Origin of the sequence: Paenibacillus agricola (assembly GCF_011440305.1) — a bacterium.
GTDB classification, from domain to species: domain Bacteria; phylum Bacillota; class Bacilli; order Paenibacillales; family NBRC-103111; genus Paenibacillus_S; species Paenibacillus_S agricola.
The window spans coordinates 130,153-151,667 of the sequence record NZ_JAAOIW010000011.1 but is presented as its reverse complement, the minus strand read 5'-3'; the positions used below and the strand labels follow the sequence as shown (position 1 = coordinate 151,667).

Sequence of the window (21,515 nt, the reverse complement as noted above, 5' to 3'; positions counted from 1 at the left end):
GGTTCGTATGGGGGGGACGGAAAAAGTAATGCAGAAATGCAGAAACTCGTCCGTCTCCTACCAAGCGGGGTTGCATTAGAAATGCTTTCCGATTCGCTTAGGGAACAAGGCGGTAATGTTAAAAGTTATGGTGTTGAACTGGAAGAGTCCAGGTATGAGGAAGCGCGGCAAGTCTTGGATCACGTCATTCATGACGGTTATGAAAATCTGAGGACTCAGCCTATGTTTTCGTTATTATGGCTAAATCCACCTTATCAAGACGGTTTTAGCGAAAGAACGGAACTAACGTTTCTACGCTCACTCACAGGTGCTAAGAATGGTGTGTTGCAGAAAGATGGATTGATGATGTTCTGCATACCACAATATGTAATAAAAGATACGGCAAGCGTATTAAGCGGTAGATTTCGGAATTTTCGGGTTTATCGATTTACTGATGCGAACTATGATGTTTTTAAACAAGTTGTAGTCATTGCCACGTTTGGCAAGACCAGCGGAGAAGATAGTAAAAAAAATTACAAATGGTTAAAATCGATTGGCGAAGGCGAAAAGGAAATGCTGCCAACGCTAGCTGAAATCAGCGAAAAAATTGATGTGAGATTTTCTGATGGTGAGCTTGGATTTTTCCGTGCTGGCAAAATGAACCCTAAAGAGATAGCTAAGGATCTTGCTGCGTCCCCCTTGTTTGAAGAATTAAAAAAGCGCCTTGAGCCAAAGAATCTTGCTGCTAACATGAAGCGGCCGATGCTTCCGTTGAAGCCTGCGCATATGGGGATTGCTATTGCGAGTGGTGCTGTTGGAGGAAACTTGGGGACACATATTGTTGCTGGAATAACGAAACGAAGGAAGGATATTACCGAAATTCATGATGATGAAGGAAGAAGAACCGGTGAGAAAACCACCGAGTATTTCCAGAGTACCGTCCGTGTATTCACTCCGGATGATATTTATGATTTGGAATGAGAGAAGGAGAGGGAGCAAAGCTTCCTCTCTATTTATTTCTAAGGAGGACGACATGGAATTTGTCGATTACCAGATCCCTGATGATGTAGGCGTAAGATGCTTTGGAAAGTCGATGGACGTTGAATCCTCGAAATTATGGCTTATTGTTCTAAACATAAGGAAATCGGAAATATAGGAGGAACGTAGTCAATGGCACTTAGAAGGCAGATGCTCACCGTTACCGATAGAGATAGGCATTTTACAGTAGACCCACATGTTCTGATTTTTGAGAATTCATCCGGTTCGAAGAGCTTAGTATTCGCCTCATATATAGGCATTCCTGAAGCGGTTCAAGCTGTTACAGCGTCTTTCTTGGAAGGACGAGTGTTACATTATGGACCTATTCAATTTGAACGTATGGATGATCCTTATAGGAGACTCGAACGCCCAATAGGGATGGGAGACGTTACTCACGGCTCTGTATTTAATAGTCTAATGACAATAGAGGGAATTGAAGCATTTCCGGAATCGCAAAAGTTGGATCGTTCTTATCTTATTGCGCCAGATGGAGATATTGATCAAGTACTCTCAAAACATCTGATCGAGCGTTTTGGTCTTCCGAGAGAATGGGAGGACCAATACCCTTTCATTTTTGGAGACGACCTGGTACCGCTCCAAATCATCCATAATCCGGAGTTTCCGATGTGGAGTGAGATTAGGGCAGTTGTATTTACAGGCTCCGAAGCTTCGGTTATCGAAACTATTCGTGGATCACTAAAGCGCGGGGAACTTATTATTCCACCAAGCAAAGTCCATGGCGATTTTGATCCTACTTGGTCTATGAGAGATTATATGCTTAATAATGCGGTCCATATGGCCAAGAAATTAGAAGAAAAAGCTCCCAGACATTCCATGAACTTATCCATCGATTCCTCCATAGCGGAGCTCAAGCGAATTCCTTTTCCTACTCAAGCCCATATGATTCAAGCCGTGGTAAACACCTTGGAGGATGAGAATCCGGCGTGTGGTGGCGATATGGGGACGGGTAAATCGATCATTGCTTGCGGAGTCACACATGTTCTTCATGAACGAAAAAAGCGAAGAGGTAGCAAGAGGGGAACGGCTGTTCTTTTGTCTGCTCCAGGCATAACATTGCCTAAATGGAAGCATAAAGAAATCGAAGGAACGATTGCAGATGTAAAGGTGAACATCTTAAGAAATGGGAATGATGCCTTGAAGCTGCTAAGAGAGATCCGCAGTGGTTACAGACCAACAGGTCTCGAGTATACATTGGTTGGTATTGATAGGGCTAAACTCGGCTCTGAAGGCTATTTTTCAGGGATCTGGAAGCGTATGAGAGGCACGAAGGAGGAGGGGCGCGGCACTTATGCCTGGCATTGTCCAGATTGCTTTGAACCCTTACTTGTCAAAAATGGTGCCGGTGATTATGAACCTGCTGTTTGGGAAGATGTAGCGGAGGACTGGGAACCATCGGATGAGCAGCTTCAAACCGCCAGAGAGCATAAAAACCTGCAGGCTAATGGTCTACCAGGAAGGTTTAAAGTCGCTTGGAAGCGGAAGAATCGAATCGAGAACTGCAGCGCAAGATTACAAAAAGAGGAAAAGGAAGTTGGGGAGTCGGAACTGGCTTCAAAGGATTGTAAAGCAAAACTTTGGAGACCTGCATTGAAAACTCGCGGAGAAACGAAAATCCGTCCCCGCGTCAATATCTCTCAGGTGTTGAAGCGCACCAAAAAGTATTTTGACCTATACATTTGTGATGAAGGTGCGCCTTGCTTACGTCAACTGAGTGCTTAATCCGCAATCAGATAATGCGTACGCCGAACTGATAAGTTCGAGGCAGTGGAACTCTGCCGAAGCGAAGCCGATTGGATGAAAACATAGGTGGAATCCCTATGCCGTAGGAGTTTATACCAAAAATAAGGTTGATAACCTTTAGGTACTACGAGGACTGAGAACTGACCCAAGGCGGAACGTTGCTATACGTACACCGTCTTAAAGCGGGTTACAAGTCGTAATCGAAAGCCTGTTCGAGTTTTATCAAGAAGGCGAGTATGATACGGGTCTCCAAAGTAATGCATGGTGAAATAAAGTCTGGTTGACAAAATTGAAGTGATGTAAGCCTCGTAAGCAGATGGCTCCAGATCGAACCTGGGGAGATTACAATCATGGTTAGTTTCTCTTCGTTGGATTAACTGTCCTATTCTTGAAAGCGAATAGGGATCATCAATATAACTTTAAACTCACATTGATGATGGGATTGTCGGGGTAGAGTCACCACCTAAACATTACTACATAAGGATAGTCCAATCGGTCACAAGGGATTGCGGGACAGCGGAGCGATAGCACGCAATGAAACTGTTCTAGCAACAGAGACGTCGTAGTAGTCCGAGTATGGGAAAGCCATGCACATGGCGAAGGGCGTCAGTCAACTGAAAGAAACCTTACATTGGAGTCGTGCGAACTCCCATATGGGTAAATCGCCAACGTATTGCTAATCCATCCGGAAGGAGGGGATGTGCCATGCGGGTTCCGAACACGGTTCAAACTGAACGAGATTTACAAAACGTTCTTGATAACCTTTATGAAGAATCTAAGAAGGGTAAGTCGTTTACTGGAATCTTAGAATTAATCAACAATGAACAGACCATCGTAACCGCGGTACACAATATTAAGAGCAACAAGGGTTCAATGACATCAGGTGTAGACGGTAAAACGATAAATTTCTACTTACAACTACCTAAAGAACAATTATTAGGAGCGGTAAGGACTTCATTATTGAATTATAATCCTAAACCAGTTAAACGGAAATTTATCCCAAAAAGAAATGGTAAGAAAAGACCTTTAGGTATCCCTACTATTTTGGATCGCATCATACAAGAGTGTATACGAATTGTTATCGAGCCTATTCTCGAAGCAAGGTTTTTCAGTCACTCCTATGGATTCAGACCTTATAGAGCCACAGGACATGCAGTAGCCCGTGTAGTATCCATCATTCATAAACAACGTTTCTGGTGTATAGAAGGAGATATCAAAGGTTTCTTTGATAATGTTAATCACCGACTCTTAATTCAGAAATTGGAAAGGCTTGGCATCATCGATAAAAGGGTGCTGGCTATCATCAAAAAGATGCTAAAAGCCAGAGTCTTAGATGGAACTGAAAGCCATTTTCCGAGTGCTGGTACTCCACAAGGCGGTGTCTTGTCTCCGCTCCTAGCAAATGCTTATCTTAATGATTTCGATTGGACTATTAGTAGGATGTACGACACTAATAAAGCCATATTGGAAGCTTCAAGTGTTGCTAATGGTAGAAGAGCATTACGAGGTAAAGGGATCGAACCTGTTTTCCTTACAAGATACGCAGATGATTGGATCATTCAAACCACTACGAAAGAGGTTTCTTCTCGGCTTTCCCACTGGCTCACAAAGTATTTCAAACATAAATTAAAATTGGAGCTTTCGGATGAAAAGACTTTACTTACAGACTGTACTTCACGACCTGTTGAATTTTTAGGTTACTGTATATCTGGAGAACTCCGAAGAAGAACGCCGAGTAAACCAATAACGAAAATAGTGGGAAAAGCCTATCCAAGTCCTAAAAGGGTTTTAGAGCAAAAACGTGATTTGATCAAGCAAGCCAATAAGCTTCTAGACCAAGACGAACATTTGCGTGCCATTCATATCGAAAGAATGAATGCAAAAATAGTCGGTATTGCAGAATATTGGCGTCAAAGTATTGCTAAGAAAATACTATGTAAACTTGATCGTGCCTTAGATGTGACCCTCTTCAAAGTTTTCAAGAAAGCTTATGGTGACAACTATCGTATGCAAAAAGTTAGAATATGCAATCTGGCGAACCGTCCAAATCGTCACAAATTTGATAATGACGGCAATCCAGTCACACGAATAGATAAATCATGGGCCGTAAAAATTGAAGACCAGTGGATAGGAGTTACAAAGGCAGCTATCACACCGATCAAATATTGTACCAAGTTTAATCCTATACTAACACCTTTTTCCGGCGCAGGAAGAATGGCTTATGCTAAATCTTCAAACGGCAGACGCTTTCCCATTTCAAGACCTGCTCTTTATGATGATACAACATTAGCTTCGTCATTAAGTGGAAAAAGGGGCATATATAACTTTGAATATATGATGAACAGAGAATATGCCTTTAACCAAACCTTGCTAAAGGGAGCTCATTCATGCCCTGCATGCAGAGCATTATTAGTTAAAGGTTATCGAAACTGCCATCATAAAAATTCGAAACTGCCAATGGATAAGATAAACAAAGTGCTAAATTTGATTTGGCTTTGTTCTGAATGCCATCTGCTTGTCGAAAATGGAATTACAGAAGGACTTGAACTTACCAAAAACCATAGAGCAAAAATCGAGAAACTAAGGACTATCAAATTCGGTTCAAATGTAGGGGATCTGCTAATTTAATTTGTAAAAATTAATATTAGTTGAGTAGAAAGAGAGTAACCTCTTTTTCTACAAATTCTGTTGATGGAAAGCCGTATACATCGAAAGGTGTCCGTACGGTTTGGGTGGGGGGAAAAGCCGGCGATCACTTCAAAGGCTTACCTATCCATTATCTCACCAATGTAAAGCAGGCGATTCGGGTCGTGGGGATGCATTTGCACAAATGGTTAAGTCTGCTAAAAGGGTGCTCATGCTGACAGGAACATTAACAAATGGGAAAAGCACATCAATCAAAGAATTGCTTTGGCGTACGGATCCGAAGTCCCTTTTGGACGCGGGTTTTACACATCAATCTGGATTAATTGAATGGGCTTCCCGCTTTGGTAAATTAGAAAAAGTCGTCCAAGTGGATGAAGGTGATGAGGGCGTTATCACACGTAGGAAGAAAACGGGTGCTCAAGTCAAGGAAGCTCCAGGGATTGCCCCGCAATTGACCGCCCAGTTCTTGCTTCATAAAAGCGGTTTTATTGAGCTCAAGGATCTGGGGTTACCCCTTGTAGAGTTGAAGGAGATCCCTGTATTTTTGGATATGGATCCGGATCATGCAGCGAATTACAGCCGTTTTCATAATAATCTATTTGACACATGCGCACGAATTTCTAGGGTTAGTGGTGCAGCTGGCGTTTGGTCGAAGTTTAATCCAGCTACAATTAATTATGGTGACCGTCCTGATCTAGGTGCTCGTGTTGCTTTTGAATCGGATTTTGTCTCTGCTCCGAAGTTATATGAGGCAGGTCAACAGCTCCATGCCAAAGAGCGATGGCTTATTGATATCGTGAAAAAGGAACTGTCAGAAAAGCGGCGTTGTACCATTTTTAATAATTACACTGGAAATTACGGCATGAATGAGCGGCTGTATGAAATTCTAACCGACAATGGAATTAGGTGCAAGATTCTGAATGAATCGAATACCGATTTACGACAGGAGCGGCTTGCTGAATTAGAAGCGGATGAAATTCCGGTCATAATAACTAATATGAAACTAGTAGAAGTCGGGCTCGACATGATGTACTGGCCCACGATCATCTACTATCAACTCAATTATGAGGTTTCTACAGTCAGGCAATCTTCACGACGTGCATGGAGGATCGGGCAAGATAGGGAGTGCCGTGTGTACTACCCTATTTATAACGGTACTCAACAGATGAAGCAATTCATCCACATCATGAATGGCCGAGGGCATGCGCTCATGGTAGAAGGCAGGTTGGATAGCTCAGAATTAGCCCAATATTCCCGCGATTCGCAATCCGCGCTTGCAAGTGACTTGGCGAGCTGTTTTGCAACAAGCGATGTTGCGCAATCCTGGACGAGTCTTGCCGCAAAAGACTTAGGTGATATTGAAATGGTAGAGGAAGGCAAGTTCAAGGATGTGCTGTCCGATCGTATGCGGGCACTTGGCGATGAAACACTACGTCTATGCGGGGTCGTTGATATTGCAGCTTTCCGTGCGGCTAAAGAACTTCGGCAGGTACAATCCGTACCCGCTAATGTTCCAGATGAAACAGTTGTTGTTGAGGAGCAGGCAGATTCTTCCTTGTTCGATTTTGACTTCCAGTCATTTGGCATTGAGAAAGCATTCCCAGGAACGAATATAGTGAAACCCGAAAAACCGGAAATTCACTACGATCCTGAAATTGTGGTCGCAATAACCAAGTATAAAAAACAACGTGGAAAGAAAGAGCCGGCAGAGGATCAACTTTGTTGGAATTTCTAAAAATTTGAATGCGGAGACCTGTATTTTAGGTCTCCTATTTTATTGGAGGAATCGACTAATGAGTTACAATATAAGCCGTCTTGAAGCGAACAAAGAACTATTTAAACATTTTACTTACTTATGGAATATTCATAGCATACAAAAGGAGGGGCTCAGACAATCGCTTGATGGTTTGATGGGCCGGGGGATCTATTGCTGCAGAGCCAATGATCATACGACGTGTGATGAGATTGTCAAATTTTTGAGTGAAGAGATTGACTGGAGAAAGGTGACTCAGTATTTCCCTGGCAAAGCGCATTCGATTACTGTAGCCAGAAGTTTAATTCACCCCCTCTATATTGAATATACGGGTCCCTACCTATATGGTGAGGAAAACAAAGCCGGCTTTTCCGATGTTGCTGGATATGTGCTGATACCTAAGATTGCTATAAAACCGAATTATTTGATTATAGGCTGCCCTGTAGATTCAGGTATTGAACCTGATTTTACGGGTGGGGAAAGCGTGAATGATGGCAAGACAGCAAGGTTATAAAGCTATTGTCCATTATTATCTTGCTAAATCGTGTTGGAGCATTCACTACAATTCCTGCTGTTATGCAGCTGAATATGTGATTATAGAAGGTCCATGGCAAACAGAGGTAAAACCTTTACGGTCAAGCAACCCGCGTGGGTGGGTAACGGCTAGGTCATTCCAAACGACTTATTTTTGTTCGGAAGATGCTAAGGGACCAGTAGTCATGGAATTGCTAAATCAGTCACAAGATCGGGTTATAAATAAACTTAAATATGATAAGAAACAAATGTATTTTAATGTCACGCAAGGCGATGGAGGGCTGTTATTCACGCCGGAGGGAGCCTTTATAATGGAGCCGGCTTAAAATCGGTCTAGTAAGGGTTTATAATTGTCAATTTCGCTCTGATGAAAAATTGTTAAGATCACAAACAGGATGCATGTTATCTACACTCCAAGGAGGAAAATTCATATGAAAAGTCATTTATTCGCTCATTTATTTAGATTAAGGCAAATTAACCGGTGGAGTTTAATAAGGGGCAAGGAGCAAGAAAATGTTGCGGAGCATACTTTGAACGTTTGCTTTATTGTCCATGCCCTGTGTTCTATTGCCAACGTCATATTCAGAAAAAACATTGATATCGAGAAAGTGATAATTTTAGCTCTGGGGCACGATACTACCCAGCTATTTACCGGTGATATCCCAATTCCATTGCAATATCATCATGAGGACATATTGACACAGATGCGTCATGTCGAGGAGCTGGCTGCAAACCGACTTATGGGAATGGTACCAGTAGAATTGAAAGCTGTTTATGAAAATATGTTTAGTACTAGAGATTCAGAACTTCATCAATGGATTAAGGCAGCAGACCTTTGTGATGCTTACTTGAAATGTAAATATGAGCTTACAGCAGGAAACAAGGAGTTTGCAACGGCAGAGGCGCAGATTCAACTAGCGATTTCTCAATTGAACATGCCCGAAGTCGAATATTTTTTAAATGTATTCGCCCCATCCTTTGACCAAACGCTCAAAGATATTTCAAATAACAGCGAGCGGCTAACTAAGGAAATGATTCCAGCCATAGCAAACGGACTTTATGAAATTAATGTTGAGAATGAAACCAATATTACACTCCATGGTTTGTGTGAGGACGGGAAGGTCATATTATATAAGGATGAGCTCACATCGGATATTCTTAATGGCGTGCAAAGATTTTTGAACGAACGTGGAATCCGCCACTTAATTATCCCACAAAGTGATGAAATACAAATCTATCTAATTGAATAGTGATTAGAGGCGTTGGAGCTATTGTTCCACGCCTTACTTTTTTTTGGGGAGGATAAATATCATGAACCATATAAACGTGAGTAATAAAGAAGAAGGGATACAACTATGCCTGGATGTACATGATGGTAAATTTGGTCCATGGTTGGTGACCCATACGATGGACCAAGATGTGCGCAGGAAAATGGATGACCACTATAGCAGGCAGTCGAGAGGTAATTCAAAATTTTGTCGCCCTGGGAGCAATTTAGTACTCCGCACCTATGATGCAAGTGCCACTTGGATAAGTTGGAGAGGAATCAGGGATGATGGGCAGGAGGATGTCTGGGAGTGCAGTGCATTTAGAAATAATTCAAATGAAAGTGGTTATTTATCATCAGAAATGATACATTGGGCGGTTTACGCTACTATCTGTGCATGGCATGATAAATTCCCAGCTAAAGGGATCATCACCTATGTGGATCAAAGTAAAGTGCTTTCTACAAATCCGGGTTATTGTTTTAAAAAAGCTGGCTTTAGAGATATTGGCCGTAGCAAAAAAAGAGGTTTATTGCTTTTATACCATCCCTTGGAACGGAGTTATTTGGCAAAAAGAGCAGCCTATGCTCTTCGTGAAGTCGACTACTGGGTGCAGCTGGCTTTAGATTCTGGTGAATTTATGGAGGCTTATTCGCTCTTTAAAGATGGTAATGGTCATACGGAGTTCCTGCATCATCTCCAACAAATGATCCAAGAGCAAAGACTTGATGCATGGGAGGGACTAGAGGGCTGTGTGATGACTTATTGGGAACTTATGGACATCTCCCCTTATGAAGAATTAACAGACGAAGAGTTATACTGAAAGGTAAGCTGCGCAGGGTATTTTTTCCTTGCGCTTCTTTCTTCTTGCATGTTAAAATAATAAAGTACATTAACTTTTGCTCTTTATTGAGCTTGACTCCGGAGAAAAATGCCCTAGTGGCGGTATGAATCATTCACAGAGAGGTCTTCCTGTCTGTAATTTGAGGATACTCGCTACCAGGGCTTTATTTGTTTGGAGCGATACATAAACCCGAAGAATTCAAGGATATCCTTGTTTTTTTCGGGTTTTTTTATTTGAAAGGAGGAAGAGGAATTGAATGGTTGGTATTTAGAACCACCTGAAAACAACGTAAGTTTTGATTCGAATCGGTTTGCTCAGTCCTTGGTTAATCGTGCACTTGATGATCAAAAAGCGGAGCAGCAAGAAAAAAAGTTGGAGATCATCGAACTGGTCTGTTATTCTGACAGATTAAAAATTTGCGAAGTCAACTTGAAAGAGTTGGATAGAAAAGTCATGGAAGACACATTTGCTGAACTGCATATGTATGAATCCGATGAACACGGTGAAGTAGATACTGATCTCAATAATGAAGGTCAGACCATTGTCGAGATCAACCGGATCGCTGGAATGGAAGTCCATTTCAACAAGTTCAAACCAAAAGGGTTGCCAAAAAAACAAAGGAGGTTTATTTAATGAAAAGTCTGTTCCTCACATCTGAGACACTTACGACCGACCTTCAGACGTTGGACAACCTTCTCGTGCTGAAAATACTGGATGATAAAGGCTATGAACTTCCACAAAATTTCATTTTTGAAGCAGACATTTGGGGTGATCATTTATTGTCGATGGCTCTAAACATTATCTTCAAATGCGAACCAGAAGAAATTGAAGTTACAAGAAAAACATCAAACGGAACATATCAAGATCGGATGATACTCCTACCTTTAGAGGGGTACGATGATTGGGCCCGATTAAAAGAAAAGTATCCGGAGATGTCAGAGTTTGAAGAGGACATGTGCATGTTGGCATTTGATTGTGATTTCACAGGAACTCAATTAAGCATACAATTCCAAGATAAGGGTATTGTTATTGATTATGTCTATGAGATTTCATATCTACATACCCTCATGGATGACTTTTTGACATTGAAGGAGATGTGGGTGGAAGCATTATTTATATGGAGGAGAAAGGAGTTTGAAGAGAATGAAAGAAGTACCCTCAATAGCAGAATGGAGAATCATTCTACCGAAACAGTACACGAAATTAGCCAGTGTGCATGATTGTCTCAACGGTATTGTTGTTGATTCAAAAAAAGTGTTAATTGGTGATTTAATTCTCTCGCTTTTGGATCAATTGGATGATCATCTGTTGATGGATTACTTATTGCGCCAAGGCGAATTGAAGGATTTGTTTGAAAGCTTGCTCAACGACGCCAAATTAAATGATTCTAAACACTTAGCTGGATTGTTTAAACTGGTGCTTGACTGCGCTGAAGACGAACCGAGCATAGCCATAATCACTTCTATTTTCCAAGCTATAGGATCCTCATATAATTTGGCAGCATTAGATGAGAAGCATCTGCTCAACGTATTTCAAGAGATATTGAAGAGCTCAAAAGGTATCGAGGATAAGAGCATACTGCAGCAAATGTATCTGGAGCTTCTAGGTAGGATTCAATTGTTTGATACCCCTGATGCGCCGCTCCTTTCGAAGGTTATTTCAGGGCTTTTGGAGCATGCATTGGTTGTAGAGCATACTGACCAAATAAATGAAATGTACAAGGCGCTAGCTAAGAAGACTTCACCAGGAGTATTGGTTGAGGCAGCTATACCCCACATGTCAAATTACAAACTATCTACCCCCATTCTCCCAAAGAATTGTGTATTCTATCAGGAGCGTGGCGATGGATCTATTGTTGCTGGAATCGAAGTAGAAAAAGGGATGCATGATATCGTTTTCGGTGACATGAGCCAGGTTGTTTATAACCAAGTCGGCTATCCCAAACTCTTATTTTGGTTCTCTTTGAACAAAGGGAAGGTATATGCGTATGTCGCTGCAGTCAAGGATACAATCATCAAAAATGATACGCAATTGTTCTTGTTTCCCTATTCAAATGTGTATGCAAGTGGACAAATTTGTTGGGGTTCACTTAATGAACTTACGATCAAGGAAGTACGCCAGCTCGAAAGCCTTCCTTCACTCTTTTTAGGGGCGACAAAGAACAATGATCTATACAGGAATTCATCAGCGATCAATTTGAGGGATTTGTTAATAACGATGCAACATCAGTCGTTTGATGATAAGACATTGGATCCGATGAATAAGACAGTAGGAAGCATTCTCAATAATTAAAAGGAGGAATTATCATGGATGTGTTTGAAGAAATGTTCGAACAAAAAGCTAGCAGCGAAACAAATGCTATATCAGTTAATCCAAATAGCTCATTGGAGGTCCGTCAAGAAGAGGAAGGTCATTCTGGAGAAAATAAGCAGAATGGGGCTGAACCCAAGGATAACGTATTTCCTTTAGATAGGGGTAGGTATGAGCCTAAAACACTCGTTGAAGAAAATTCTAAGGACACTGTTACCAACCCTTCAGAGAACGAACATAGGGACGATATTGATGCACCGAGGGATTTGTTCGGTGAGCTGATAGATTCGGCTCCAGTTCAACAAACGGTGAAGGAAAAAATTGGGAAACCTAATAATAAGGTTGTTTCCACTTCGGCAGTTACCGCTGCGAGTACAGCCAATAAAAGAGGATGGAAAGATCAGAATATTGAGGTTGGAATCGACTTTACTATTCACTACGCCATGCGTACGTTTAGAGTCGAAGAACTGATTGACGAAATACCTGAATCCGGATTGGTACCTCTTAACACCATTCGAGAAGGCCTATTTAAAGAATACTGGGATTTTTCTGAATCCCGAACGAAATGGGATTATGACCTGGATCAAAAGAAGCTTATTCCAATTATTGTCGGGGAGAAAAATAATCTATGAGAATCAAACTACGAACCTTTTTCTGGAAGCTTTCTGATTACGTTCGTTCACAAGAACAATCACCGATTTCTGTAGTGGCATCAAGCGATGGCAATCTTTACGAAATTCGCGAAAATGATTTTATGCGAATGGTAGTAAGAAAAAGTGATATCCATGAACTCGAACTCGTCAAAGAAGGTGTCTTTTTAAAAACTCCTAAAATACCCGGAAGCTATTTATCCACGATTATCGCCTTCTTTCGGCATTGGAGCAAAGCGAGGGTCGAAGCTGCTGTACACATATACTGGAATCGGAATCGCAATGATTATGAATTGGTTTGCCCTGAACAGGTGGTCAGCACCTTTCAAGTACAAGCATTCATAGAGCCAATTCTGAATGACGAGAAGGAACTGATTGTGGCGATCCATTCGCACCATGAGATGGAGGCCGTATTTTCTTCAGGCGATAACAGTAATGACCGAGGGTTTAAGGTGTATGGGGTTATCGGGAGACTACATGAAGTGAAGACGGATATTCGATTTCGAGCCCGGTATAACAATTCGGAAATTTATTTGAATGCCAGTGACTTGTTCGATTTTGCAGGAGTTATGACGACAAATCATTTTCCAGAAGAATGGTTATCACGTGTTCGGATAGAATCACATATCCGAACCCAAAAGTACTTATAAAAGAAAAACATATGAAAATATCCAAGCAATAACAATGGTGTCATAACCATCGTTAATCGCAAGGAAGTTGAGGGCGCTGATGATTAGGCGTCTTTTTTTATTGAAATTATATTGAAAATAAACAAAAAATAAAATTTCTGGAGGAATATTCATATGAAAAAACGTGATTTGGTAATCTTGGCTTCTAAAATTTATCGCCTGAAAGTATTGAAAGAAAAGAATGTATATGGACAACTTCTGAGTAGGTAAAGGCAGGCGTAGGAGAAATAGAACTTGGGTTCTGTTTCTCCTTTATTATTTTTGATGTAAACAAATAGGAGGCTTATTATGAAATCATTAACGTTTAGTGATTCTAGAAAACCTATCTTTAATTTTACGATTATTGGTACGGGAGCTACAGGAAGTCATTTCTTTAGGGGATTATGTCAAGATATCAGGTCGTATTTAAATAAGCCTGGTTTCGATAAAAACCCTACTTTCAAACTGGGCCGTGTTTTATTAATTGATGGTGACAAGGTGGAAGCTAAAAATCTCGGCAATCAATTATTTGATCATGACGATATTGGTGAACCTAAAGTAATTTCTTTGGCTGAGCGTTATGGAGAGCATTACAATCTCTCCATTTTGAGATATCCGGAGTATGTTAAAGATTTAGAAACGATGAACAGCCTGCATGGAGTGCCAGACTATAATGACAAGCACTTTGTTTTTATGCCTGTCCTTATTGGAATGGTAGATAATAATGCAACCAGAAGGCTCATGCATGACTATTTTTATCAAGATGAATTAAAGAATCTTATTTACATCGATACAGGTGTTGAAGCAGTAGCCAGCGAGGGAAATACTCAAAATATAAATCAATCGGGTTTCGGTGGCCAGGTAGTTATAGGGTTTAAATACCAAGGTCACATCTTATTAGAACCGGTTGGACACATTTATTCAAATATCTTAGAAGATGAAGAGGATGACTTTCCTGGATGCGGAGTGCAAATTCCTTCACTTCCTCAGAGAGCGGCAACAAATAAGACAGCTGCGCAGCTGGTAAATAACATCGTAAACAATTTATTACATTCCGCTACAATTTATCAGCATGTTATTAATTTCAACGCGCAGTTTGGAGGATGCAGTCCAGTATTGATCAATAAAGAGGTTAAGGAAAAGTTTGATTTGTATAAGGAGGAGCGGGAGCATGAATGAGCAAGCTACCTGGTTGCCGCACTCGGAGAAAGTCGACATCCTCATGAGCAAAAGCATGTCTTCTTATGGTCCCATGGTAAGGATTCGCCGGGTAGATGGAAGGACGTTGGAGGTACCGCGCAGTGAGTTATTGATGTCAACGGATGCTGAACTCATACTTCAACTTCAATTGATTCTGATGGCCAATAACCCAGCCCGAAATCCCGCCTATTTTTCAACAGTTAGAAATCTCTTGAAGAGGGGGGCTCCTTTACACTTAATCACCCAAAAAAAGGTGTTAGAGGGCCAACAGTTACAAATATTTTAGGTAAGGAGAGGATAACCTCTCCTTTATAAAAATTTTATTGAGGAAGATAGAGAGGATTTTGTCTCTCTTTGAACAGGGATATGAATTATGAGGAGGATGTTCAATGTTTGCGTTAATAATCTCTCAAATCAATGTATTCATGACCAAGCAACAGTTGAAACCTTTCATGAATAATATGCGAGACATCATACAAATTGCATCCGAAACGGAAATTAAGAAAGAAGGTCGGAAGACGGTTGTGAGCATCACAATTGTTACTCCTATATCCAAGTATTTGGATTCAGTAATCAGCAGGGTGAAAGAAATGGGTTTTGATGTTAATGAAAAGCGTGGCAGCGTGCGTGAAATAGAAAAATCATATGTCTCTGCCAATGAAGTATGCATCTGGCAGATTGAGGAACTCCACTTAAGTAAACTTTCATATGATGAATTCATTCAGAAGCACGGTCAAGCAGATCTATCTTGCCATAAGCGGGTATTTGGATCCACGCTTGCAGGATTGAATATCAATCAAAAGTTGAAAGAAAATAAGCTTGTAAAGGATGTCTACCATACTTTTAACTTCTTAAGGCCATCGCAGTGCTTGGGAATATTAATTCAAGTAGGTGACATTATTCAAATTAGGGATCACTATTATTATGTGAATCAATTTGAATTTAAGCTTGTGAAAATCTAATTGCTGGTGGGGAGCTCCTGGTGGGTTCCTCTTTTATTTTAAATACTAAGGATGGTGCATAAATGAGAATTTTAAAAAAAGAGACAACGTCAATTACAAAAAATGTAGAAGTACTTATTTCGCATAGAATTGATAACCAATTTGATGTAGCGGTTAAAACGAACTGGTTTCCGAATCTAAGTCCTGATGAATGGAAATTAGATGAATCAGAAGTGCCTGCAAGAGAAGGTCTAAGTAGTATGGAAGTGTATGGATATATTGAATATGAAGTAAAAGTAGCATATTTAACCAAATAGCCTTTTTTTATACGAGGAGCTGACATGAAAAATATTGAGGAGTTTAATCTTTTTAATTTTAAAGAGATTTTCTGGAATGAAGCAATGTTGTACATTAATGAGTTTCAGTGCCTATACAGTTTGAGAAGGAATGAATCAGGATACGCCGGTGATCGTAAAGCTGAGGCCAATGTTCGTCAGATAGCTAAAAAAGGGTCACAGTTGTGCGACTTGAGAATTAAAGGAATGATTCATCATGATACATTTATTCGGGAAATTGTAGAGTTGATGACGGATCTATGGTGTGTGACTGTCCGTGGGAAAGTTAGCCGTAACCTGTTCGATCAACCATCTGTAGCAAAATCGTATGCGCCTCGATTTACCCCGAACATAAAGAAGAAAATTCCCCAACAATTATTAATTCCGGAGGATGCCTTGATTAGCTTCTATGAGCATCGAAAGCATGAGAACCAGCCTAGTCATTTTGTTAGTCTTTATCGCGCACAGGAAGATCGCTGGTATACAGCTGTTGTCATGTTTGATGGCTATAAAGGTAAATGGACCGATTCCAGCATGGTACGAGATTATGGGACAACATACCGTGCCGATAAACCGAATCAGTGGTGGAATCGAGAGGGATTTCGAAAACTTTATGAGTCAAACAAAATTGATGATGGCATACCTGGAGTAACAACAGCCCGTTTTCGATTTTTTGGACGAGCTGAAGCGATAAAACGACTCAGAGTGGCAGCTATTTTAGAATTGTAAAGGAAAATCGTTTGAAAGGATGAATCAAAGATGGATAATCGAATCGCACTCATAATGGAATCAACTACTCGGAAGGATATTGCTATGGAGGCTTATAAATTTTATCAAGGTTATCGATCGCGGTGGATCAACGCAGTTATTCAATTTATGGAAACCAGGAATTTTTCTAGCGATCGTATTTTTTTTATAAGTTTGTACCATAAAAGAATAATTGGTTTCGACGAGATTGTTCACAATTACCCGGTTTCCGAATGGCATCCGCGTAAGAAAGAATGCACTATTTTTGCTTCTCGAGTCCTGGAGCTGGTGCAAACTTATAATGAGATTCCTTTTGTAGAGATCCATGCAGGCAAAACGGTTGCTGATCCGATCAAGGCACTATTGTCACAGCATAATATCTCTTGCAGGAATTTTGCAGAAGGAGTTCCACTGGGAACGAAGCCATCTTTTTATGAAGCACTTATTGAAGAAGAACTCAATAAGCGTAAGTTAAAGGATATCCAAAAGGAACGGATCACAGTAGCTGCAACCATTCATCAATGGAGTCCACAGGAAGCAAGCCTGTTAGTAGGAAGTCTAGGAACAAAGGCTCAATTATATGGCGTTGAAAATGGTGTTCAGGAATTAAAAAACTTACTCGGTGATTGGAATCAAAAGAAAAAAGACGAGAAACAGGCTTTGAAAGATTTCGAAAGCATGATTACTGAAGAAGATCATCACGGGGAGTTAGAGTGCTTTTTAAGCCGTAAGGTATCGCTTGCCTCACTTATATCGGATCCAACGGAATATGAACGCTTAAAGGGCAAATACGGACGTACAATGGCGAAATATAGAAGGTATTTGATTAAGCATTCATATGTGCAGCAGATGGAAAATCAGATTAGCGCATCTATGCTGCGAATGCAAATAGAGCTAATGAAGTAAGGAGTAAATCATGCTGAAAATCGAGAGGAAGAAGAAAAAGAAAACTCCCATATTCTAGGTGCGACGAAGGAATGCTGGGCAGAAGAGATAGGGTTATCTTCTGAACTAACCAACATTCGAGGTTCTTTGCAGCCCCCTTCACGCTGATCTCCCAACAGGGAAGAGTAGCACCCATCTGATCCCTTTTTATATGCAGATGGGAGGATAACCAAGAATCCTGCCTGTTTCCGAATCAGTTTTAATATTCGGAAAAGGGAGTTTTTAAAATGATCAAAAAAATTAATAATAAGCCGGTTGGTTCCGTTATTCGTTGGTTTGGAGGAAAACATTACCAAGCAGATGGCATTATTTCTTTGTTTCCTGAGCACCATTGCTATGTGGAGCCATTTTCTGGTGGAGCTCATGTAATGATGCAGAAACAACCTGTACCAAGTAAGGTAGAAGTCTATAATGATATTGATACCGATCTTGTGAATTTCCTAATGATACTTAGAGAAAACAAAGACAAGATGATTGAAGCGTTAGTAACATTGCCTACTAGCAGACATCTTTGTATGAAATGGCAGTGCGAGCCGCTGCCTTCAGATCCTTTTGAGAGAGCCGTGAGATGGTTCTATTTACTTCGTCAAACGATTGTTCCGGCAAATAACGTAAAAAGCGGTTGGCGAGCTAATAGAGTGAAGAACACTGCGATCGATTATCAAAATGTTTTGCAGCGGCTAACTGCCTTCGAACTAAGATTTCGTAAAATTATGATTGAGTGTCTGGATTTCAGAGAATGTATTCTAAGGTATGACACCCCCAAAACTATGTTTTATGTCGATCCGCCCTATGTTCATAGAGAAGGACTCTATAAAGGAGGGTTTACAGAAAACGACCATATTGATTTATCTAAAATTTTGAAAAACGTTTCAGGGAAAGTACTTTTGAGTTATTATGCAGACCCGCTCATTTTAGAGTTGTACAAAGGCTGGCGTATTCATACAGTCCAGGCACATGTTGGCGGTGTTTTGAAGGTTGGCCAAAATAAAAAAGTCGAGACAGAGTATTATTTTATGAATTACGATCCTCCGTCATGTCTTTGGTAAGTGATGGTTTCAAGCAAGGAAAATAAAGATCGTTACTAGAAAATAAAGTGTGTTTTTCCTCTTAGTGATCAAGGAAAATAAAGATCGTTAGTGGAAAATAAAGTCCGTTAGTGGAAAATAGAATTCGTTAGTGAGTGTTAACTTTTGTGAACATTCACTGTTTTTATTTCTGGGGAGCCACAACCAACACAACTTTTAAATTCGAATGAGTTCAATAATACAAACGGGTGCCGATTGTGGACGAAAGGCACCATGTTGGTTTTGTTATCTAGTGAATATTTTCATCTCGCAACTTCTGCTCAACATCAGCTGATTGGCTGAATCCTTCAAAAATACCGCCGATAATTCGATTTATTGGTATTAAACCTTTGTCATCTCTAATATATCTTCCCCGTGACTGTCTAACATCAAACATACACTTTAAAGCTTTGTGGATGCTATAGTTCTTAACATCCCGTTTTAGGGATTGTATCAATCTATAAATAATCCGAAGATTTTGAACTTTTATTGTGAAATTATCCGTATTGTCTTTGGAAACATACGGTCCTTCCGATTCACTACCGTCCTTGGGAAGTGTGATGAATGATCCATCGCTTGTATATTTGTACGCAAAAGTATAGTTTTCATTAATTCTAGTGTGGATCATGATCAGCTGACTTAAACTTAAATTCGTATATTTATCAAAGTCGGGGGAGGTAAAGGCGAGTTCGATTATTTCTTTCTCTTTAAGATTAAGTTGTTCCAGCCTTTCACTTTCATTGCTAAAACGCAACTCTGACAGAAAACTTAAGAGCTCTCGTGCAGCAACATGAGGTTGCAATTCACTAATGGGAATACGATACTGAGAAATACCTAGAAAACGGCTTACTACAAGTTCGATATTATGTGTAAAGATCATTTTTTCCCATTCGTAAAGTGTAACTAATCTTAATTTTTTGATACCTAATTCTGCACATAATTGGTGAAAAAATTCAACTTCGTTACCGGCGAGATCCCTGTTTAAAAGGATACACCATTCTTTTATCTCTTTATTATTTCCATTAGCAAATTGAATAGCATCCTTTGCATCTACGATGCTTTTAATCTTTATCGCTTTCCAGTCAGTTGAATTAGCTGGAGCATGTGAAGAGTATAGGGTGCGATTTTTAATGCCTTGTATCTTTATTCCGTCAACACCGTCATCTTTTGTAAATCTAGTTCCATGATATCTGTGCTCAACTAATGTGAGTATAAAATTAGCGACGTACTCAAACTCAATACCATGTAGGGCTTTTATTTTCTCTCTAATTAAACGTGCTTGTGGATTAACCATAGTACTCATCGTTTTATTCTCCCTTTGGTGTATATATAAAGACACTGTTTGGATAAATAAAGTGCACCTCAATATATAATAACGCCAATTAATGCTCTCAGTCCATACAGCTCGATAAATACAAAAAATACCCGCTCCCGGCCAATAACGGGTACAGCCGACATACGTGTAAAAATAGCTCATAGTCTGGATATCATTCCCATTATGAGCTATCTTCTTCTTTTATAGCTATCAACATGTTTCTATCAATAGGATCAGGAACGTTTTTAAGATCGATTACATAATCACCAAAACGCTAAATATGTTCTATCCATAATGGACGCTTAGAAACTCACGTGCTCATGGCAAAAATCGGCGGTACTCAAAACTGCAATAGACCAGTTTTCTGTGCAGGATATGACTCACTAAAAAGTATTCGACCTTTGATCTGCCTATCTTTATTTGCTCAAAAGATGCTTTAAATGGCAAGTTCCATTTTCATCCATCGTGGTGGCCGACAGGCCGTGGGGGTTTTCTGTGATAGTCTCGCTTTCATGCTGGGGATGTGGCGGAAAGTCATGTTTGTTTTTATTGATGATCACCTCCTTTTTTAGTAAATCAAATAGAACTAAATTTATATTATGCCTTTTTTTATCCAGATGTATATTTTAAAAGACCTAAAAATGGCAACAAGCAATATCAGGATAGTTATAAATATCCACATTCCAAGAGTATTTATGTTATTAAGGTTTGAAGGATTTGCTACAACAAATAGCATGTACCCAATAAAAGCTAAATACAGTAAAATATTAGGAATAATCCAAACTAATCTCAGTTTAATATTTTTACTGTCCACAATATTCACCTCATATCTTTTTTATATATTACCAATATATAGTAAAAGACTTTTACAAGTGCGTAAAGGGTAGACAGCCAGTTGAATGTTACCCAACTAAGCATCTACCCTTTACAATAATCATTTATTCCTACTAAAATCCACTCACAAAATAATTGCTAACAGATTGATAGACAGATCGACTAGTAAAGTTACGATTGATATTCGCAGCACTTTCTGCCCATTGTGCTACATTTTTACTAAGTTGAAGCCTAGAGTAAGAGCCATATGCTGAAGAAGTAAGTGAGTAAAATGTAGCTAATGCACCACCATAGTATGAAACGATTGAGATCCAACTAACGGGGTCATAGCATAAATTAATTCCAAAGGCTTAAGTTTCCATTTACAGGAAACCATAATGAGATATTCCAGAAATATTTGACTAATCTAATTTTTCGTATTATTCTATGAATACGCTTAATTTCCAACTGAAATAGTTGGATAGCGGGGGAACCAGTTAATTGGGGCGAGTCATTCTCTTGCAGAATGTAGGGTACCATCTTTACCCGAGTCCGTCAGCTAACCTCGTCAGCAGTAGATGGGTCTGTTTCTATGTTTATTTTGATGAAACGTCAGGACCCTTACTTGGGGTCTTTTTTCTTTTTTTATATGTCTGAACCCCTCTGCTGGCGAAGCTGTGTCCTAGCTCTCCCGCAATTTAGGG

21 protein-coding genes and 1 riboswitch are annotated in these 21,515 nt (G+C 40.0%); of the genes, 20 read left to right on the top strand and 1 reads right to left on the bottom strand.

Going from position 1 to position 21,515, the window contains the following annotated elements:
• The first annotated feature begins 36 nt into the window (after window positions 1–36).
• The 20 genes from G9U52_RS25990 (at window position 37) to G9U52_RS25895 (ending at window position 18,665) form a co-directional block, all read left to right on the top strand.
• Window positions 37–960, top strand: a complete 924-nt coding sequence (locus tag G9U52_RS25990; protein ID WP_207953197.1) for a DUF6094 domain-containing protein — start codon at window positions 37–39, stop codon at window positions 958–960.
• A 189-nt stretch (window positions 961–1,149) separates the two neighbouring features.
• Window positions 1,150–2,757: a hypothetical protein gene (locus G9U52_RS25985; RefSeq protein ID WP_166153573.1), complete on the top strand. Its 1,608-nt coding sequence runs from the start codon at window positions 1,150–1,152 to the stop codon at window positions 2,755–2,757.
• A 726-nt stretch (window positions 2,758–3,483) separates the two neighbouring features.
• Entirely contained in the window at window positions 3,484–5,406 is a 1,923-nt protein-coding gene (locus G9U52_RS25980) for a reverse transcriptase domain-containing protein (protein WP_166153572.1), read from the top strand.
• Between the two features lie 202 nt (window positions 5,407–5,608).
• Window positions 5,609–7,159, top strand: coding sequence for a helicase-related protein (locus G9U52_RS25975; RefSeq protein ID WP_166153571.1), 1,551 nt, complete (start codon window positions 5,609–5,611; stop codon window positions 7,157–7,159).
• Window positions 7,160–7,217: 58 nt separating this feature from the next.
• Window positions 7,218–7,691 (top strand): hypothetical protein, encoded by a 474-nt coding sequence (locus G9U52_RS25970; protein WP_166153570.1) that lies wholly within the window; start codon window positions 7,218–7,220, stop codon window positions 7,689–7,691.
• Complete coding sequence (locus G9U52_RS25965) at window positions 7,666–8,037, top strand: hypothetical protein (RefSeq protein ID WP_166153569.1); 372 nt, start codon at window positions 7,666–7,668, stop codon at window positions 8,035–8,037. Before G9U52_RS25970 ends, G9U52_RS25965 begins: the two co-directional genes overlap by 26 nt.
• A gap of 105 nt (window positions 8,038–8,142) precedes the next feature.
• On the top strand, window positions 8,143–8,961 hold the full coding sequence (gene yfbR, locus G9U52_RS25960; RefSeq protein WP_166153568.1) for a 5'-deoxynucleotidase: 819 nt from the start codon (window positions 8,143–8,145) through the stop codon (window positions 8,959–8,961).
• Window positions 8,962–9,022: 61 nt separating this feature from the next.
• Entirely contained in the window at window positions 9,023–9,799 is a 777-nt protein-coding gene (locus G9U52_RS25955; protein ID WP_166153567.1) for a hypothetical protein, read from the top strand.
• A gap of 273 nt (window positions 9,800–10,072) precedes the next feature.
• Window positions 10,073–10,453, top strand: coding sequence for a hypothetical protein (locus G9U52_RS25950; RefSeq protein ID WP_166153566.1), 381 nt, complete (start codon window positions 10,073–10,075; stop codon window positions 10,451–10,453).
• A complete protein-coding gene (locus G9U52_RS25945; protein ID WP_166153565.1) occupies window positions 10,453–11,040 on the top strand; it encodes a hypothetical protein in 588 nt (195 codons plus the stop codon). The genes G9U52_RS25950 and G9U52_RS25945 overlap by 1 nt, the downstream gene beginning before the upstream one ends.
• On the top strand, window positions 10,964–12,112 hold the full coding sequence (locus tag G9U52_RS25940) for a hypothetical protein (protein WP_166153564.1): 1,149 nt from the start codon (window positions 10,964–10,966) through the stop codon (window positions 12,110–12,112). Before G9U52_RS25945 ends, G9U52_RS25940 begins: the two co-directional genes overlap by 77 nt.
• A 14-nt stretch (window positions 12,113–12,126) precedes the next feature.
• Window positions 12,127–12,762 carry a hypothetical protein gene (locus tag G9U52_RS25935; protein WP_166153563.1) on the top strand — a complete coding sequence of 212 codons (636 nt, stop codon included), beginning with the start codon at window positions 12,127–12,129 and terminating at the stop codon, window positions 12,760–12,762.
• Window positions 12,759–13,430 carry a Mov34/MPN/PAD-1 family protein gene (locus tag G9U52_RS25930; RefSeq protein WP_166153562.1) on the top strand — a complete coding sequence of 224 codons (672 nt, stop codon included), beginning with the start codon at window positions 12,759–12,761 and terminating at the stop codon, window positions 13,428–13,430. Before G9U52_RS25935 ends, G9U52_RS25930 begins: the two co-directional genes overlap by 4 nt.
• Window positions 13,431–13,757: 327 nt before the next feature.
• Window positions 13,758–14,627 carry a ThiF family adenylyltransferase gene (locus G9U52_RS25925; protein ID WP_166153561.1) on the top strand — a complete coding sequence of 290 codons (870 nt, stop codon included), beginning with the start codon at window positions 13,758–13,760 and terminating at the stop codon, window positions 14,625–14,627.
• A complete protein-coding gene (locus G9U52_RS25920) occupies window positions 14,620–14,934 on the top strand; it encodes a hypothetical protein (protein ID WP_166153560.1) in 315 nt (104 codons plus the stop codon). Before G9U52_RS25925 ends, G9U52_RS25920 begins: the two co-directional genes overlap by 8 nt.
• 103 nt (window positions 14,935–15,037) lie before the next feature.
• Window positions 15,038–15,610, top strand: coding sequence for a YodL domain-containing protein (locus tag G9U52_RS25915; protein WP_166153559.1), 573 nt, complete (start codon window positions 15,038–15,040; stop codon window positions 15,608–15,610).
• A 62-nt stretch (window positions 15,611–15,672) separates the two neighbouring features.
• Window positions 15,673–15,906: a hypothetical protein gene (locus G9U52_RS25910; protein WP_166153558.1), complete on the top strand. Its 234-nt coding sequence runs from the start codon at window positions 15,673–15,675 to the stop codon at window positions 15,904–15,906.
• A 24-nt stretch (window positions 15,907–15,930) separates the two neighbouring features.
• Complete coding sequence (locus G9U52_RS25905) at window positions 15,931–16,653, top strand: hypothetical protein (RefSeq protein WP_166153557.1); 723 nt, start codon at window positions 15,931–15,933, stop codon at window positions 16,651–16,653.
• A gap of 30 nt (window positions 16,654–16,683) precedes the next feature.
• Window positions 16,684–17,577 (top strand): hypothetical protein, encoded by an 894-nt coding sequence (locus G9U52_RS25900; protein WP_166153556.1) that lies wholly within the window; start codon window positions 16,684–16,686, stop codon window positions 17,575–17,577.
• A gap of 266 nt (window positions 17,578–17,843) precedes the next feature.
• A complete protein-coding gene (locus tag G9U52_RS25895; protein WP_166153555.1) occupies window positions 17,844–18,665 on the top strand; it encodes a DNA adenine methylase in 822 nt (273 codons plus the stop codon).
• Window positions 18,666–18,933: 268 nt separating this feature from the next.
• Here the strand turns inward: G9U52_RS25895 and G9U52_RS25890 are convergent, their stop codons facing one another.
• Complete coding sequence (locus G9U52_RS25890; protein WP_166153554.1) at window positions 18,934–19,986, bottom strand: NADPH-dependent FMN reductase family protein; 1,053 nt, start codon at window positions 19,984–19,986, stop codon at window positions 18,934–18,936.
• Between the two features lie 1,269 nt (window positions 19,987–21,255).
• Window positions 21,256–21,400: riboswitch (cyclic di-AMP (ydaO/yuaA leader) on the top strand.
• The last annotated feature ends 115 nt before the right edge of the window (window positions 21,401–21,515 follow it).